The organism is Microbulbifer mixtoriginis (SeqCode) (assembly GCF_052466765.1).
This window is the reverse complement of sequence record NZ_CP174289.1, coordinates 4,259,495-4,273,637: the sequence shown is the minus strand read 5'-3', so window position 1 is coordinate 4,273,637 and position 14,143 is coordinate 4,259,495. Positions and strand designations below refer to the sequence as shown.

The 14,143-nt window shown below is 54.1% G+C and carries 11 protein-coding genes and 1 tRNA gene; 9 read left to right on the top strand and 3 right to left on the bottom strand.

What is annotated here, in order from left to right:
• Positions 1-104 precede the first annotated feature (104 nt).
• The 3 genes from ACJJIV_RS18600 to ACJJIV_RS18590 all read right to left on the bottom strand — a co-directional run bounded on the left by ACJJIV_RS18600 (position 105) and on the right by ACJJIV_RS18590 (position 3,316).
• A complete protein-coding gene (locus ACJJIV_RS18600) occupies positions 105-1,811 on the bottom strand; it encodes a SulP family inorganic anion transporter (protein WP_444889905.1) in 1,707 nt (568 codons plus the stop codon).
• A gap of 147 nt (positions 1,812-1,958) precedes the next feature.
• Positions 1,959-2,372 (bottom strand): protein tyrosine phosphatase family protein, encoded by a 414-nt coding sequence (locus ACJJIV_RS18595; protein WP_444889904.1) that lies wholly within the window; start codon positions 2,370-2,372, stop codon positions 1,959-1,961.
• 65 nt (positions 2,373-2,437) lie between these two features.
• Complete coding sequence (locus ACJJIV_RS18590; protein ID WP_252082219.1) at positions 2,438-3,316, bottom strand: MBL fold metallo-hydrolase; 879 nt, start codon at positions 3,314-3,316, stop codon at positions 2,438-2,440.
• Between the two features lie 97 nt (positions 3,317-3,413).
• On the opposite strand from ACJJIV_RS18590, the gene ACJJIV_RS18585 reads away from it, so the two are divergent.
• The 9 genes from ACJJIV_RS18585 (at position 3,414) to ACJJIV_RS18545 (ending at position 14,067) form a co-directional block, all read left to right on the top strand.
• Positions 3,414-3,728: an ArsR/SmtB family transcription factor gene (locus tag ACJJIV_RS18585; protein WP_252082221.1), complete on the top strand. Its 315-nt coding sequence runs from the start codon at positions 3,414-3,416 to the stop codon at positions 3,726-3,728.
• A gap of 4 nt (positions 3,729-3,732) precedes the next feature.
• Complete coding sequence (locus ACJJIV_RS18580; RefSeq protein ID WP_444889903.1) at positions 3,733-4,164, top strand: YeeE/YedE family protein; 432 nt, start codon at positions 3,733-3,735, stop codon at positions 4,162-4,164.
• Positions 4,165-4,178: 14 nt separating this feature from the next.
• Positions 4,179-4,610, top strand: coding sequence for a DUF6691 family protein (locus tag ACJJIV_RS18575; RefSeq protein ID WP_444889902.1), 432 nt, complete (start codon positions 4,179-4,181; stop codon positions 4,608-4,610).
• A gap of 112 nt (positions 4,611-4,722) precedes the next feature.
• A complete protein-coding gene (locus tag ACJJIV_RS18570) occupies positions 4,723-6,477 on the top strand; it encodes a SulP family inorganic anion transporter (protein ID WP_444889901.1) in 1,755 nt (584 codons plus the stop codon).
• 72 nt (positions 6,478-6,549) lie between these two features.
• On the top strand, positions 6,550-8,769 hold the full coding sequence (locus ACJJIV_RS18565; RefSeq protein ID WP_444889900.1) for an ATP-dependent helicase: 2,220 nt from the start codon (positions 6,550-6,552) through the stop codon (positions 8,767-8,769).
• A gap of 107 nt (positions 8,770-8,876) precedes the next feature.
• Positions 8,877-8,953: transfer RNA gene (locus tag ACJJIV_RS18560), tRNA-Arg, on the top strand.
• A 412-nt stretch (positions 8,954-9,365) separates the two neighbouring features.
• Positions 9,366-11,768: a type I restriction-modification system subunit M gene (locus ACJJIV_RS18555; protein ID WP_444889899.1), complete on the top strand. Its 2,403-nt coding sequence runs from the start codon at positions 9,366-9,368 to the stop codon at positions 11,766-11,768.
• A complete protein-coding gene (locus tag ACJJIV_RS18550) occupies positions 11,765-13,102 on the top strand; it encodes a restriction endonuclease subunit S (protein WP_444889898.1) in 1,338 nt (445 codons plus the stop codon). The genes ACJJIV_RS18555 and ACJJIV_RS18550 overlap by 4 nt, the downstream gene beginning before the upstream one ends.
• A complete protein-coding gene (locus ACJJIV_RS18545; RefSeq protein WP_444889897.1) occupies positions 13,099-14,067 on the top strand; it encodes a DUF5655 domain-containing protein in 969 nt (322 codons plus the stop codon). Before ACJJIV_RS18550 ends, ACJJIV_RS18545 begins: the two co-directional genes overlap by 4 nt.
• Positions 14,068-14,143: the final 76 nt, after the last annotated feature.

The window sequence follows — 14,143 nt, the reverse complement described above, 5'->3', positions numbered from 1 at the left end:
TGCACTGGCATATACATTACAAAGAGGCAGGGAGAAAATCAGCCTTCAAAGGGGTTAACTTAAATCATCGGCTTCACACTCAATAATCTTACCTGAATCATACCCTAGTCCAATTGCACAAACGCCTGATACTGACTCAAAAACACCCGCCCAGAGAGCTTCTGTAAAAAACTACTTCTCTCCAGACAGTCCATCACCGGCCCTTTAACTTCGGAGAGATGAAAACGAACCCCTCTATCAGCCAGGTTCGCATTCATAGATTCCAGAACCTCCAAAGCACTCCAATCTATTTCATTCACTGCACTGCACATCAAAATGACATGTTTTACCTGTGAGTTATTGGCAAGGCCGGTATAGATACGGTCTTCCAATACGCCGATATTGGAGAAGATTAAGCGGCCATCTACGCGGAAGGTGAGAATCTCGGGAACGGTTTTTACCTGGTGCCGCTGAATATTACGGAAGTGCTCGGTACCCTCCACCAGGCCCACTTCGGCGATATGGGGCTTGGAAGCACGATAAATAAATAATAATAAGGATGCGCCAACACCACAGGCCACACCGGGTTCGACGCCCATTAGCAGGGTAACGGCGATGGTCAGGGTAACGGCAATAAAGTCTGCTTTAGCAAAGTGCCAGGTTTTACGCAGGATGGAGAAATCCACCAAGGAGAGAACCGCAACAATAATGGTGGCGGCTAGTGTGGTTTTCGGTAAGTAATATAAAGAAGGAGTTAAAAAGAGTGCAGCCAGAGCGATACCCAATGCGGTAAACAGGCTGGCAAATTGTGTCTGCGCCCCCGCTGAATCATTCACCACCGAGCGAGAGAAACCACCACTCACCGGAAATCCGCCAGAAATACCTGAGCTTATATTGGCCATGCCTAGGGCAACCAATTCCTGGTTGCTATCAATTCTTTGCCTGCGCTTGGCGGCCAAGGTTTTGGCCACCGATATGGATTCTACATAGCCAATAATGGCAATCATTAGTGCGGGCACAAATAAAGATTGCAGCAGCGGCAGTGAGAGGTGCGGCAGTGATAGGGGCGGTAAACCGGCAGGAATAGCGCCTACCAAGGCCACTTGTTGCGCTTCAAAATTTATGGCGACGGATAAGGCAATGGTTACCAGTACACCCACTACCGGGGCCGCCTTGGCAAACAGTTCGGCATTGCTGCTAGACAAGCCCATTTTCTCCAGCCATTTTGCAGCAAGGGCCCTACTCCAGTAGAGAAAAATCAGCACCCCTACTCCGGTGATCAAAGCAAGGCTATTGATACTGTTCAGGTTCTGCCATAGTGATAGCAGCAGCTCCGGTGCGGTATCACCCTGGGCGGCCACCCCCAATAAATGCCGCAACTGGCTGAGGGCAATCAGTAATGCCGAAGCAGTAATAAAACCAGAGATCACTGGGTGGGAGAGAAAGTTCGCCAGCATACCGAGGCGTAATGTACCCAGCAGAAAAAGTATTCCCCCGGAAAGCAGTGCCAGCGCAGCGGCGGCGCTAAGATAGTCCACCTCGCCCGTGGCGGTGACCTCTCCCAGGGCGGCGGCGCTCATTAGTGAGATCACCGCGACCGGCCCTACAGACAACGTACTACTGGAGCCAAAAATACCATAAACCACTAGCGGTACCATGCTCGCATAGAGGCCGACTTCCGCCGGCAGACCCGCCAACAGGGCATAGGCAAGAGATTGGGGAATCAGTAGCACTGTGACAATTGCGGCGGCGAGCAGATCGCGGTTTAAGGTGCGGCGGTTATAGGATTGAAAAGTAGTGAGGATGGGAAACCATCGGGAGAGTTGCTGCATAACCTTGGTTCACCTTCCACTCTGTTGTTTAACAACGCCGGTATCTCCCGCTTTATCACGACACATCACGGGCATTTAACTGCGGCACACTTTCACAACTGTGCCGCAATTCTGGGTATGACCTAGCCGGCCATTGAAATGTCTTTATTAGGGCTCAATAGCAACCAGCGCGGCACTGACATCGAAACCGGCCATCTGCGCTTGGCCGAACAAATGTTTTTTATCTGCGCCCATTAAAACTTTGGCGCCAGCCCACACCTGGCTGGAACGATTGCCGGTAAGACAAAATGCATGGATTTTTTCACCGCCCTGCAATACATCACGAAAGGCCTCACAGTGTTCCCGCGTCATTCGCCCACGGGTAAAAGGGATCGCAATAAAACGCAAGCCGGCGTCCTGGGCGGCCCGCTCCATAGCCTTGTAACCGGGATGTACTTCACTCTCTCCCTCCGGGCAATTGCAAACCACCACCTGTACACCACTCTGTGCCAACGGTGCCATTGCCTCACAGGTAATATGTTCAGAAACACTCACCTGTTCATCTAACTTTTTAATATTCATAGTCGTCTCGAAATGACAGCAGTCCTCATTAAAATAGAACTACAGCGCTGGGATTAACTGGTTTTTTACAGCTGATTCAGCGGCACTTTTAAATAAACAGTGCCATTGGATTCCGCCGGGGGAAGTTGCCCTGCACGGATGTTGACCTGCACCGAGGGAATAATCAGCCGCGGCATAGGCAGGCTGGCATCGCGCTTTTTACGGATTGCCACAAATTCGCTTTCACTAATGCCGTCGCGCAGGTGGATATTCTCGCGGCGCTGGGCACCCACCGTGGTTTCACACTGATAGTCTCGCTCGTCTTGCGGCGGATAATCGTGACACATGAACATGCGGGTTTCGTCCGGCAGGGATAATATTTTTTTCACCGACAAATACAACTGCGCGGCATCGCCACCGGGAAAATCACAACGGGCACTGCCCACGTCGGGCATAAACAGGGTGTCCCCCACAAACAGGGCATCGCCGATCAGCCAGGCCATATCCGCCGGCGTGTGGCCGGGGCTATAAATCACCCGTGCCTCTAGTGCACCCACCTGAAAAGTTTCACCATCTTTGAATAGGTGATCGAACTGACTGCCATCGGCAAGGAACTCCCGCTCCAGATTAAAGACCTCACGAAAAATCTTCTGTACCTGGCAAATCTGCTCACCAATGGCGATGCGCCCGCCCAATTGCTCCCGCAGGAAAGGTGCCGCAGAGAGATGATCGGCATGGGCGTGGGTTTCCAGTATCCACTCCAGGGTGAGGTTCTTTTCGCGGATAAACGACACTATCGCCTGAGCACCCTTGCTGCTGGTGCGCCCAGATGCCGCGTTAAAGTTAAGCACGGCATCCACCACCGCGGCCGAGCCGCCGTCCCTGTCATACACCACATAGCTCCAGGTTTCGGTCTCCTTGTCTAGGAATGGCTGCACCTGGGTGCCTTGCTCTAACTGCGACATTTTATGCCCTCCAAATTTCACTACCAGAACAATATACATTTTGATAATATATAAAACAATATATTATTGATCTGTAAATTATTGCCAGGCCAAGTTCATGCCCGATACCACAAACCTCGACTTAGACAAGATGCGTGATTCCGCCGGCCAAGCCGCGGCCATGCTGCGCTCCCTGGCCAACCAAGACCGCTTGCTGCTGCTGTGCCAGCTCAGCCAGGAAGAACTAAATGTAGGCGAACTTGAGGAGCGTCTGGGGCTTCGCCAACCCAGTCTTTCCCAACAGTTGGGGGTCCTGCGCCGCGAGGGGCTGGTAGATACCCGCCGGGAGGGCAAACACGTCTATTACCGGGTAGCCGATCCACGGGTAATGGCCCTTTTACAAACTCTCTACCAACTCTACTGCGCGGAGTAACCCCATGACCATCGACTGGACTGCTTTCACCCCAGCCACAGCACTCGCCGGCGGCGCTCTTATCGGCCTAGCCAGCATTCTGTTACTGATGTTTAACGGCCGCATCGCCGGTATCTCTGGCGTTTTGGGCGGCCTGCTGGAGGGCAATCCCGGTATCGGCTGGCGCCTGGCTTTTGTTATCGGATTGTTGGCTGCGCCGCTGGCCTGGCAATTATTTTTTGCCCTGCCGCCCATAGAGATTGAAGCCGGCTACCCCATCCTGATCGCCGCCGGTCTACTGGTGGGATTTGGCACCCGCTTGGGCTCTGGCTGCACCAGCGGCCACGGGGTCTGCGGTCTTTCCCGCCTCTCCCCGCGCTCTCTGGTCGCCACGCTGGTATTTATGGCAGCGGGTTTTGTCACTGTTTACGTTGTACGCCACCTGCTGGCCGCTTAAGCGAGGATCGAATTGTGAAAACCACTTTGACTGCATTGCTGGCGGGTTTGATCTTTGGCCTGGGGCTACTGTTATCCGGCATGGCCAACCCGGAAAAAGTCCTCGGATTTTTGGATATTGCCGGCGCTTGGGACCCCTCCCTGGCTTTGGTGATGGCTGGTGCCATCGCCGTGAGCCTGCCCGCCTTCCAATTATTTAAAGGCCGCAGCCAATCCCTGTTGAAGCAAACCATACAGCTGCCGACAAATAATCATATTGATCGCCGCCTGCTGCTTGGCGGCCTGATGTTTGGTGCCGGCTGGGGGCTGGCGGGCTTCTGCCCCGGCCCGGCCATTGTGGCGAGTGGTGCCGGGCAGGAAAAAGCTCTGATATTCACCCTGGCTATGCTGGCCGGTATGGGGATTTTCAGACTCAGTGCCCGCAAGATGGTCCCGGCGCAAGGTTAAGGCCAAAGACTGTGGGCGGCGACTGCTACGAATAACCCGCGCCGCCGCAGCGGTCTATCTTGTTGTTTCAGGGCGCTCGCACAGCGGGTGCCGATACCCAAAAGATAAAGGTATGCGTGCGCACCAGCTGATCCCCTCCTGGCTGAAAAACTACCAGCCCAAGTGGCTGATAGGGGATGCCGTGGCCGCAATCCTTGCCAGCATGATGCTGGTTCCCCAGGCCCTGGCCTATGCGGCCCTGGCCGGCCTGCCCCCCTACCTGGGCCTCTATGCGGGCCTGTTACCCCTGGTGGGCTATGCCCTGTTTGGCTCCAGCTCGGTACTCTCTGTAGGGCCCGTGGCAATACTGGCCCTGATGACCGCGTCCGCCCTCACCCCCATCGCCACGCCCGGCAGCGCCGAATATATCAACGGGGCCATACTGCTGGCCCTGCTCAGCGGGATCATGCTGCTACTAATGGGCTTTCTCGGCCTCGGCAGCCTCTCCAACCTGCTGAGCCTGCCTGTAGTCAACGGCTTCGTCTCTGGCGCCGCGGTGCTGATCATTGCTGGGCAAATAGCTCCCCTGCTCGGCACCAAGAGTGAGGGCCACACGGCCCTGGAAATTCTATTGAGCACCATAGATAACAGCCCCATGAGCGACCCGGATGCAGCATTAATGGGGCTGATCGCTCTGTTCAGCCTGGTTATCGCCCGCCTCGGGCTCCCCCTGTTACTGCGCACACTGGGCGTTGAGCGCACACGGGCAAAGCTTCTATCGCGCCTGGCGCCCATGCTGGTTGTACTGCTCTCCATCGCCCTTACCGCCATCTTTCACTGGGAGCAGGATTTACCCGTGGTGGGCGAAATTCCCGCGGGGCTACCGGACTTCACGCTGCCGGTTTTTAACCCCACCATGATTTATCAGCTGCTGCTGCCGGCCCTGATTATCGCCTTGATCGGCTTTGTCGAAAGCCTCTCGGTAGCCCATACCATCGCCCTGCGGCGGGGGGAGAAGCTCGACGCCAATGCAGAATTACGTGGCCTCGGCACCGCCAATCTCCTCAGCGCTTTTTCCGGTGGATTTGCGGTAACCGGCAGCTTTGCGCGCACCGCAGTGAACGATGAGGCTGGGGCGAGATCACCACTGAGTGGCGTTATCGCCGCAATATTTATTGCCCTGGTACTGCTTTACGCCACCAAGGTATTCACCGAACTACCGGTGTGCGTTTTGGCTGCAACGATTATTGTCGCGGCAGCCAATCTGATCGATTTGCGTGCGCTGGCACACCACTGGCACTACGACCGCACCGATGGTCTGGCCATGGGGGGCACCCTGCTGGGCGTTATATTGTTTGGTGTTGAGGCCGGTATCGGACTGGGCGTGGGGCTCTCTTTCGCCACCCTAATCTGGCGCGCCAGCCGCCCCCATATCGCCGTGGTGGGGCGCGTTCCCGGCACCGAGCACTTTCGCAATGTGCTGCGTTACACGGTAAAAACCCAACCGGATATCCTCTTCCTGCGCATCGATGAAAACTTGTTTTTCAGCAATATCAGCGCGATTGAAGACCGCCTGTTTGCGGAAGTACAGCGGCAGAAAAGCCTGCACGACCTGGTATTGATCCTTTCTTCGGTCAACCGTATCGACAGCACCGCCATTGAGCGCTTGCAACAGGTCAACCAAGATTTGCTCGAGCGCAATATCCGCCTGCACCTGGCAGAGGTGAAGGGCCCTGTTCTGGACCGGTTGGGGCGCTCCAGGCTGCTACAGGAATTAACCGGCCGGGTTTTTCTCTCCGCCTATATCGCCGAGCTGGCCCTGCGTCATCACAATATTCATGACGACGGCCAAGCCAACACACCGTCCTCCCCCGCCGACCCCAGCTAACCCACAATTTGGTAAACTTGTCTGCCACCATCAATCACTGGCAAAATATCCAGTATTTGGGCGAAGGACACCATGGCTGGCGATACACTGACACAGGAACAGCAGGCCATTGCGGATCACTCCGGTGGCCATGCCAAAATTATTGCCGTGGCCGGCTCCGGCAAAACCACCGCCCTGCTGCACTATGTAAAAAATCGCCTGGATGCCGGCACTCCTGCCGCCCAGCTGCTGGTATTGATGTACAACCGCAGCGCGCGGGAAGATTTCGAACGCCGTATGGGCCAGCTGGCCAGCAACCATACCCCGGCAGTGCACACCTTTCACAGCATCGGCTACCGCCTCTACCAGCGCATGATTGCCAGCGGCCATATCGTCGCAGCGAATCTCAGCCCCCTGTCACAATCCAGTGTACAGCTACAAATCTGGAAGGCCATCGAGGAGTGTGCTCCCACCCATGAGCTGGAAGAAATTCGCGAGCGCAAACAATCGGAAATCGAGGCCGCAGAATTTTTTATCGACTACAGTAAAACCCTTCTCTGCGGCGAACACAGCGCGCTCAAGGAACTAAAACTCGGCGACGAATACGGTTATTTTTTACAGGTATTCCGCACCTTTGAAGATTGGCGCCGCAGCCAGGCGGCCGTGACCTACGCCGACTTAATTTACGACCCGGCAAAATTACTCCATGAAAAGCCGGAGCTGGCACAACAATACGGTGGAAATTTTGAAGATATCCTGGTGGACGAGTACCAGGACATCAATGAGATACAGCACTTTCTGTTGCGAGTGCTGCACGGCGGCAATGGCAATGTGATCGCCATTGGCGACCCCGACCAGACCATTTATGAGTGGCGCGGCTCCAAGCCGGAATTCCTGCTCAAATTATTCGACCAGGATTTTCCACCGTCTCACATTTACCACTTGAGCCGTACTTTTCGCTACGGGCATCAGCTGTCCCTGGCCGCTAACCACTTTATTGAGAACAACCGCGACCGCGCCGAGATTTTTTGTATTTCCGCAGATGGCGAGCGGCAAACTCCAATTGAACAAATAAACACCGACAAGGAAGGCCACTGGCTGGTAGAACACTTGCGCCGCTGCCAACAGCAGGGCCAATCTTTAGCCGGTATCGCTATATTGGTGCGCCTCTGGTCCATTGCCGCACCACTGGAACTGGCGCTGCTGGCCAACAGCATCCCCTACCATTCCGCCAGCCGCAACACAGTGCTATCGCGCCGCGAACTGCGGCCACTGTTCTGGAGCCTGAATATCGCCTCGGGCCGTTTTAGCGAACTCTCTCCCAAACGGCGCCAGCAAGGATTGTACGAATGGCTCACCGCGCCGCATGTGCGCATCCCACGCAAAGTACTTGAACCCCTCTGTGCCACCCTCGCCACACAAGAGAAAGGCTGGGGCAAACAGCTGCTTGCGCAACTGCCAGAGACCCTGAGCAAACCGCAGGCCAAGCGGCTGCGCCAAAGAGCGGAGCTTTTGATACAAATAGAGAGCTGGCGTGGCCACGCCGGCGAGCTGTTGCGCCGGCATATCGGTGAGCTGGAACTTCTCAGCGGTATTGCCGAAGACGCCTTCACCCGCCAGCAGGGTGAGGAGAGGCAGCAGACCATTCTGGCCTTCTGCCAATATCTGGATACCCTCAAGCAACCTCCAGCAGAAGCCTTGGCGCACCTGCAAGAACTACAACGGCAACACCGCGAAGGCGAGCAGACTGCGGCGGAGGCTATCCAAATTACCACCATGCACCAGGCCAAAGGGCTGGAGTGGGATCAGATCATTATTCCCACCCTCACCCAGCACAATATGCCCTACCAGTCCCAGCGGGATTTCAGCACCCCCGCCTCCCTCGAAAGTGAGCGCCGCCTAATGTATGTGGCCATGACACGGGCAAAGTCCAAACTATTTCTGCTGGCCCCCACCGAGGAGGCCAAACGCAAAGATCCCGAGGCCGCACAGCCCTCGCTGTTTATCGACGAAATGCAATTGCCCCTCAGCCAGCTGATGGCGCAATGCCTGCACGAGCGTCCCGAGCATATCCATACCGATATCCCGGTCTCCCGCCAAGCCCTGCGCTACCTAGAGGCCTGCGGCTACAACCCAACACTCAGCGCACCCGCCGCCCCCATACGCAAGCCCACCCAAGGCGAAGTCCTGCACCACAACAAGCTCGGCCAAGGGCGGGTTTTAAAATGGGAGGATCAGCGTGTGGAAGTGCAGTTCAGCGATGGTAAGACACGGCGCTTCGACTGGGACACCCTGGCCCGCTATTTGGTGTAGCGCTTGGGAAGATCACTATGTATGGGGTAAGACAATGATTTGTAACGATTTTTTTAAGAAAACAGTTGACTTGGGTAAAGCGTCTCTATAATATCCGCACCCGTAACGCGCTCGTAGCTCAGCTGGATAGAGTACCTGGCTACGAACCAGGCGGTCGGAGGTTCGAATCCTCCCGAGCGCGCCATACAAAACAAAGGGGCTGCAGGAAACTGCAGCCCCTTTGTCGCTTCTGGAGATTGCTCTTCATAGACCCCCTTCCCTTACCAAGCCAAACAGCGGCCCCTTCTACCCGCCCCCCCCGACGCAATCAGCCAATACCCGAGCAGCTCCCTCCTCACTGCAGCAAGCCCTACCCTTGGGAATGCAAAAAGTAGTTGCTCCAAATAGAAATTTTTCCCAACCAAGAAAAATCACCACTTACGCCAAAAGAAGACCGTAAATAACCGAGCCTTAAAATAGTTAATTTGAAAATCACACTGATAGAAACCAGAACTTAAAGCCACAAGTTTCGGAGCAGACCGCAAGCATAAAAACCCCACTGGATCGTGTAGTATAGCGTCATTATTAGCGATAGATTTCTACACGGAACCCTCTGCATGAGCCGAGCTGAGCCCCAACTTCCCGAGCAAAAAACACCCAACAATCTCGCCGCCTATTGCTGGTCCATTGCCGACCTTTTGCGCGGTGATTTTAAGCAGTCCCAGTACGGCCGTATTATCTTGCCCTTTACCCTGCTGCGCCGCCTGGAAGCGGTGCTGGAGGAGACCAAGCCGGCGGTGCTGGCAAAGTACGCAGAAATTCAGGAGATGAACCTGCCGGAGGAGGCCCAGGAAAAACTGCTACTGCGGGCAACCGGCGGTCTGAGCTTTTTTAACACCAGCAAGATGGACCTCTTTAAGCTGGGCGAGACTAATATCAAAGCCAACCTGGAAAGCTATATCCTGGGCTTCAGTAAAGATGCCCGCGAGATCTTTGAGCACTTCAAGTTTGCCGAGTTTATCGCCCAGCTCAACGACGCCAACCTGCTGTATAAAGTGGTACAGAAAGTCCGTATGACGGACTTAAGCCCCAAAAACATCAGCAATCACGATATGGGCCTGGCGTTTGAAGAGTTGATCCGCCGCTTTGCCGAGAGCAGTAACGAGACCGCCGGTGAACACTTTACGCCCCGCGATATCGTCGAACTGACTACCTCGCTGGCATTTATGGAGGACAACGACGCCCTCACCAAACCCGGCATTATCCGCACCATCTACGACCCCACCGCCGGTACCGGCGGCTTTCTGTCTTCGGGGATGGAGTATGTGCACGAGCTAAACCCCGCAGCGGTATTGCGCGCTTTTGGCCAGGAGCTGAACCCGGAGAGCTACGCCATCTGCAAGGCGGATATGCTGATCAAAGGCCAGGATGTCAGCAATATCAAGCTGGGCAACACCCTTTCCAACGACCAGCTCTACGCCGATAAATTTGACTATATGCTGTCCAACCCGCCCTTTGGCGTAGACTGGAAAAAAATCGAAGAGACCATCAAAGACGAACATACCCTGAAAGGTTTCGACGGCCGTTTCGGCCCCGGCCTGCCGCGGGTTTCCGATGGCTCGCTGCTGTTTTTGCTGCACCTGCTCAGCAAGCTGAGAGATAGCAGCGACGGCGGTGGCCGTATCGGCATTATTCTCAATGGCTCACCGCTGTTTACCGGCGGTGCTGGCTCCGGTGAGTCCGAGATCCGCCGCTATATCTTAGAGGCCGACCTGCTCGAAGCCATTGTCGCCCTGCCCACGGATATGTTTTACAACACCGGTATCGCCACTTATATCTGGATACTGTCGAACCACAAGCTCTCCGACGAGGAAGCCGAGCGCCAGGGCCAACCCAAGCGCCGGGGCAAGGTGCAGCTGATCAACGGGGTAAACCTGTTTGGCAAGATGCGCAAATCCCTGGGCAGCAAGCGCAATATAATGAGCGCTGAGGATATCGCCACGATTACCCGCTGCTTCGGCCACTTTGCCGCGGTGGAGGCCGTAGAGCTCAACAAGCCCGTCGAGGCCAAGAGCAGCCGTGGGCGCCAGGCCGCCAACCCCAAGGCCGAAGCGCCCAAGTCGTTCGCCAGCAAAATTTTTGCCACCCACCAGTTTGGCTACCGCCGTATTACCATCGAGCGCCCCCTGCGGGAGTCCTACCAATTCAGCGATAAGCGTATCGATGAACTGCGCTTTGCCAATAAGCCCCTCAAGGCGGCGATGCAATGGGCTTACACACATTTTGGCCGTTTCAGTGAAAATCCCTGGTGTGACGACGAGGGCTGCGAACACTACGGCAACCTGGCCCCCTACGAGCCGGCGATTCGCAAGCATATTAAGAGCCATTTTGCCGAGCTTAAAGAAAAGCACATTAAAGACCTGCTCAACCCCAACATCTGGCGGGCACAGAAGCAACGGCTAAAGCAGGCCCGCCAGCTGCAAACGGTATTTGGCAGCGAGCAGTGCGACGATAAAAACACCTACGAGCCCCGGTTAAAGGCGGCCTGTAAAACCCTGGGTATCAGTCTGGACACCAAGGCCAAGAAGGCGCTGGAAGCGGCGGTAAGCTGGAAAAACCCCGCCGCCGAGAAGGTGATTAAAAAAGTTCACAAAAATACCCAGCCCAATCCCGACTACGGCCTGTTCGCAATCGAAGACGACGCCAATAAGGCGGTGGAATATAAAACCGATGGCGACCTGCGCGACTTTGAGAATGTGGATCTCGACCCCAGCCGCCCGGTGAATACCATCAACGAAGCGTATTTCCAGCGCGAGGTCAAACCCCATGTGCCCGACGCCTGGATCGATGGCAGCAAGCGCGATCCCCAGGATGGCGAAGTGGGCATCGTGGGCTATGAAATCCCCTTTAACCGCCACTTCTACCAGTACCAACCGCCGCGAGCACTGGAAGCGATTGATGCAGATTTGGATGCGGTATCGGCGGAAATTATGCAGCTTTTGCAGGAGGTGCATTCGTGAGCTACGCAAGATATGAAAACTACTCTGATAGTAGGCTGCAGTGGCTTGGGGAAATTCCTTCACACTGGAAAGTAGTCCAAAGCCGTCGCCTATTTGAACAAAGAAAGGAGCGAATGCGTGAAGGTGATGAACAGCTAACAGCCTCGCAGAAGTACGGAATTATATCTCAGAAAAAGTTCATGGAGCTTGAAAATCAGCGAGTTGTACAAGTATTAACAGGTTCTGAAATACTGAAGCATATTGAGCCTAATGATTTTGTTATTAGCATGCGTAGCTTCCAGGGCGGACTTGAATGGTGCAAACAATCAGGCTGCGTTAGCTCTGCCTATATTGGCTTAATACCTATAAAACATGTTGTGCCGGAATTTTTTGCTTATCTGTTTAAATGCAGACAATATATTCAAGCGCTCCAAAGCACGTCAAATTTAGTTCGTGATGGTCAGGCGTTAAGATTTGAAAACTTTTCCCAAATTTGGTTGCCGATTATTCCTAATGATGAACAAAAAAAAATCGCCAACTTCCTCGACCACGAAACCGCAAAAATCGATACCCTAATCGAAAAGCAGCAACAGCTGATCCAATTACTAAAAGAAAAGCGCCAGGCGGTGATCAGTCATGCCGTCACCAAGGGCCTCAACCCCGATGCCCCTATGCGCGACTCCGGTGTCGAATGGCTGGGTGAGGTGCCGGAGCATTGGGTGGTCAAGCGCTTAAAGCATATATCTCCAAAAGTTGGAGTCGGACTTGTTATAAACCCCTCCACTTACACAAGAGATGAAGGGGTCTATTTTATATTCGGTGGCGATGTAAAAGAATATTACTTCGATTTATCTAATACACGGAGAATGTCACAACAAGACAGCGACAACTTACTATCATCAAGACTGAATCATCGAGACATTATATCTATTCGCGTGGGGTACCCTGGTGTAAGCGCCGTTGTCCCCGCAGAACTGGAAGGCTCTAATTGCGCATCTGTAATTATTACTCGTCGAGGAGCGTATAATTCTGACTGGCTTTGCGCAGCCATGAACACTTGGGTTGGTAGACAACAAGTCGATTTGGTTTCTTATGGTGCTGCACAAAAGCAGTTTAATGTTGCAGATGCTGTAGAGTTTGTTTTCCCTGTTCCTCCAGACAAGGAGCAAAAAGAAATAGCAGAATTTGTGCAAGACTCCCTTAATCGTTTTAATACGCTTTCTATAAAAGCAGAAAGACAAATAGAACTATTACAAGAACGCCGCACCGCACTAATCTCCGCCGCCGTTACTGGAAAAATCGATGTGAGAAACTGGCAGGCCCCTAAAGCCGCCGATCGGGAAGCCGCCGCATGAGTGATATCAAACTCTTTTCTTTTAGGGATAACCGGGTTGATGAACTGAGCGGTGCTATTGCGGTGCTGGAGCGCAAACTGCAACAGCAGATCGAAGCCCATATGCCCACCTTTCTCGGTGTGCGCTTTCTGGCCAGTGAATACAGTACCGGCAAAACCCACAAAGGGCGTATCGATTCCCTCGGCCTGGATGAAAACGGCTGCCCGGTGATTATCGAGTACAAGCGCGCCCAGAATGAAAATGTGATTAACCAGGGCCTGTTCTATCTGGATTGGCTGCTGGATCACCAGGCAGAATTTCAACTGCTGGTAATGAAGGTACTGGGGGTCGAAACGGCAGAGAATATTGAATGGGGCGGCACCCGCCTAATCTGTATCGCCGCCGATTTTAATAAGTACGATGAGCACGCGGTACAGCAGATCAACCGCAATATTGAACTGATGCGCTATCGATATTTTGGTGAAGAGCTACTGTTGCTGGAACTTGTCAATGCCCAAAGCGCCAACAGCCAGTTTAAAACGGATATGGCCGCTGCACAGCCCCTTCAAGGGCAGCACAACCCAGTGCCGGCGAACGCGGCCGTTAAAGACATAAAGAGCTCTGGCGATAAATCCCAGCAGGAGCGCCTGGCCGATGCCTCCCCGGAACTCACCGCCCTGTTTGAGGAGCTGTGCCACTTTGCCGATCAGCTGGGGGACGAGGTGCAGCGCAAGGAGTTAAAACTCTACACCGCCTTTAAGCGCATTAAAAATTTCGCCTCTATCGTGATTATGCCCGGTAAAAAAGATCCCAAATTGCAGATTTATTTAAAACTGCCTGGCAGCATGGCGGAGGGGGCGGAACTCTGCCGCGATGTCAGCAATATCGGCCACTGGGGCACGGGGGATCTGGAGCTGAATGTGCGTCAACCCAGCGAACTGGACAAGGCCAAGGAGCTGATCGCGCTCAGTTATGAACGCAACTAAACACGATTCCGATTGGGCCTCGTATTCTTTCCGCCCACCTTTAAAAAAAACAATATTCACAATGGATCGCGATTGA

What these genes read in the sequence shown, in the direction of transcription:
- ACJJIV_RS18600 (WP_444889905.1), bottom strand. Translation starts at nt 1,811, where the DNA reads ATGCAGCAACTCTCCCGATGGTTTCCCATCCTCACTACTTTTCAATCC.
- ACJJIV_RS18595 (WP_444889904.1), bottom strand. Translation starts at nt 2,372, where the DNA reads ATGAATATTAAAAAGTTAGATGAACAGGTGAGTGTTTCTGAACATATT.
- ACJJIV_RS18590 (WP_252082219.1), bottom strand. Translation starts at nt 3,316, where the DNA reads ATGTCGCAGTTAGAGCAAGGCACCCAGGTGCAGCCATTCCTAGACAAG.
- ACJJIV_RS18585 (WP_252082221.1), top strand. Translation starts at nt 3,414, where the DNA reads ATGCCCGATACCACAAACCTCGACTTAGACAAGATGCGTGATTCCGCC.
- ACJJIV_RS18580 (WP_444889903.1), top strand. Translation starts at nt 3,733, where the DNA reads ATGACCATCGACTGGACTGCTTTCACCCCAGCCACAGCACTCGCCGGC.
- ACJJIV_RS18570 (WP_444889901.1), top strand. Translation starts at nt 4,723, where the DNA reads ATGCGTGCGCACCAGCTGATCCCCTCCTGGCTGAAAAACTACCAGCCC.
- ACJJIV_RS18565 (WP_444889900.1), top strand. Translation starts at nt 6,550, where the DNA reads ATGGCTGGCGATACACTGACACAGGAACAGCAGGCCATTGCGGATCAC.
- ACJJIV_RS18555 (WP_444889899.1), top strand. Translation starts at nt 9,366, where the DNA reads ATGAGCCGAGCTGAGCCCCAACTTCCCGAGCAAAAAACACCCAACAAT.
- ACJJIV_RS18545 (WP_444889897.1), top strand. Translation starts at nt 13,099, where the DNA reads ATGAGTGATATCAAACTCTTTTCTTTTAGGGATAACCGGGTTGATGAA.